The sequence below is a fragment of the Micromonospora sp. LOL_023 genome (genome assembly GCF_048060115.1).
GTDB lineage: Bacteria > Actinomycetota > Actinomycetes > Mycobacteriales > Micromonosporaceae > Micromonospora_E.
In genome coordinates this window covers 1-1,479 of record NZ_JBHMIM010000160.1, presented here as the reverse complement: position 1 = coordinate 1,479, position 1,479 = coordinate 1, and the positions used below count along the sequence as shown (strand labels likewise).

Genomic DNA, 1,479 nt, shown 5'->3' with positions numbered 1-1,479 from the left:
TGGTCGTTGCAAGGGGCATGGCCGTCGATCCGTTGCTGTGCTCGCGGGAGGAGCTGCTTGCCCTCGTCGCGAGCCAGGCGATGGTGATCGACAAGCTTCAGGCGCAGGTCAACGACCTGCGGGCGGTGGTGGTCGAGCTGCGGCGGCGGTTGGACGCCGATTCGTCGAACTCGTCGCGTCCGCCGTCGTCAGACAGCCCGTTCAAGCGGCCACCGCCGAAGACCTCCGGCATGCCCGGTAGCGACGGGCCCGCCCGTAAGCAGGGAAAGCAGCCCGGTGCGGCGGGGAAGAACCGCCGTCAGGTCGACAACCCCGACGAACGGATCGGGGTCGAGCCGCACGCGTGTACCGGCTGCGGCACCGGACTGGCCGACGCCGACTACCGGCGGCAGGTGTTCGAGGCGTCGCCTCCACCGCCGCCCAGGGTGGTCCAGTACGACGTGGCCGAACGCCGATGCCCGTGTTGCGGGCAGGTCAACCAGGGCCGGGCTCCCCGCTCCGTGACCGGCCGGGTCCAGTGGGGACCCGGAGTGTCCGCCCGCGCGGTCCTCGCCCCGATCGGTCACCATCTGCCCTACGCGCGGGCCGCGGCGCTGTTGGAGACGCTGGCCGGGTTGCCGGTGTCGACCGGGTTCCTGGTCAACGCCCGCCGCCGCGCCGCGACCCTGTTGGACCCGTTCATGGTCCGGGTCCGCGAGTTGCTGCACCACGTCGGGCTGCTGCACGTCGACGAGACCACCGCCCGCGCCGGCGGGGGCCGCGCCTATCTCCACGTGGCCTGCAACGACACCTACACGGCGATGCACACCGGCGGACGCACCAACGGCGACATCGACGACGGCGGCATCCTGCCCGACTACACCGGGATCATCGTCCGTGACGGATACGCCGGCTACCAGCACCACATCGACGCGGTCCACGCCTGGTGCGGCGCCCACACCCTGCGAGACCTCAAGGGCCTGCACGACGCGGACCCCGCCGGACAACCCGGCGCGCAGATGATGGCCACCACCCTGGTCATGGCCCTGCGCGACACCCGGACCGCCCGTGACGCCGGCCACACCGCGCTGCCCGCCGACCGGCTGGCACACCTGCGATCAGCCTACGCCGGAGCAATCGCCGTGATGCGCGACGACAACCGGGCCACCACCAGGACACCGCTACAGGAACGCGGATGGAGCCTGGCCAACCGGTTCGACACCCACCGCGACATGATCCTCGCCTTCCTCCACGACCTGTCGATCCCGTTCACGAACAACGCGGCGGAGCGCGAGATCAGACCGGTCAAAGTCAAACAACGCGCCGCCGGCTGCTGGCGCACCCTCGACGGCCTCGCCGACTTCGCGATCATCTGGTCCTACCTGTCGACCGCCACGAAACACGGCCTCGACCACCTCGACGTCCTCGTCGAACTGTTCACCACCGGACCCTGGCTACCACCCGACCCGACCCCCGGCTGACCCGCCGCCACCACCACCA

General features: G+C 70.7%; 1 protein-coding gene. It reads left to right on the top strand.

Annotated features, from left to right (window positions below):
• Nucleotides 1-17: 17 nt before the first annotated feature.
• A complete protein-coding gene (tnpC, locus tag ACFHVL_RS31250; protein WP_416632222.1) occupies nucleotides 18-1,460 on the top strand; it encodes an IS66 family transposase in 1,443 nt (480 codons plus the stop codon).
• Nucleotides 1,461-1,479 lie beyond the last annotated feature (19 nt).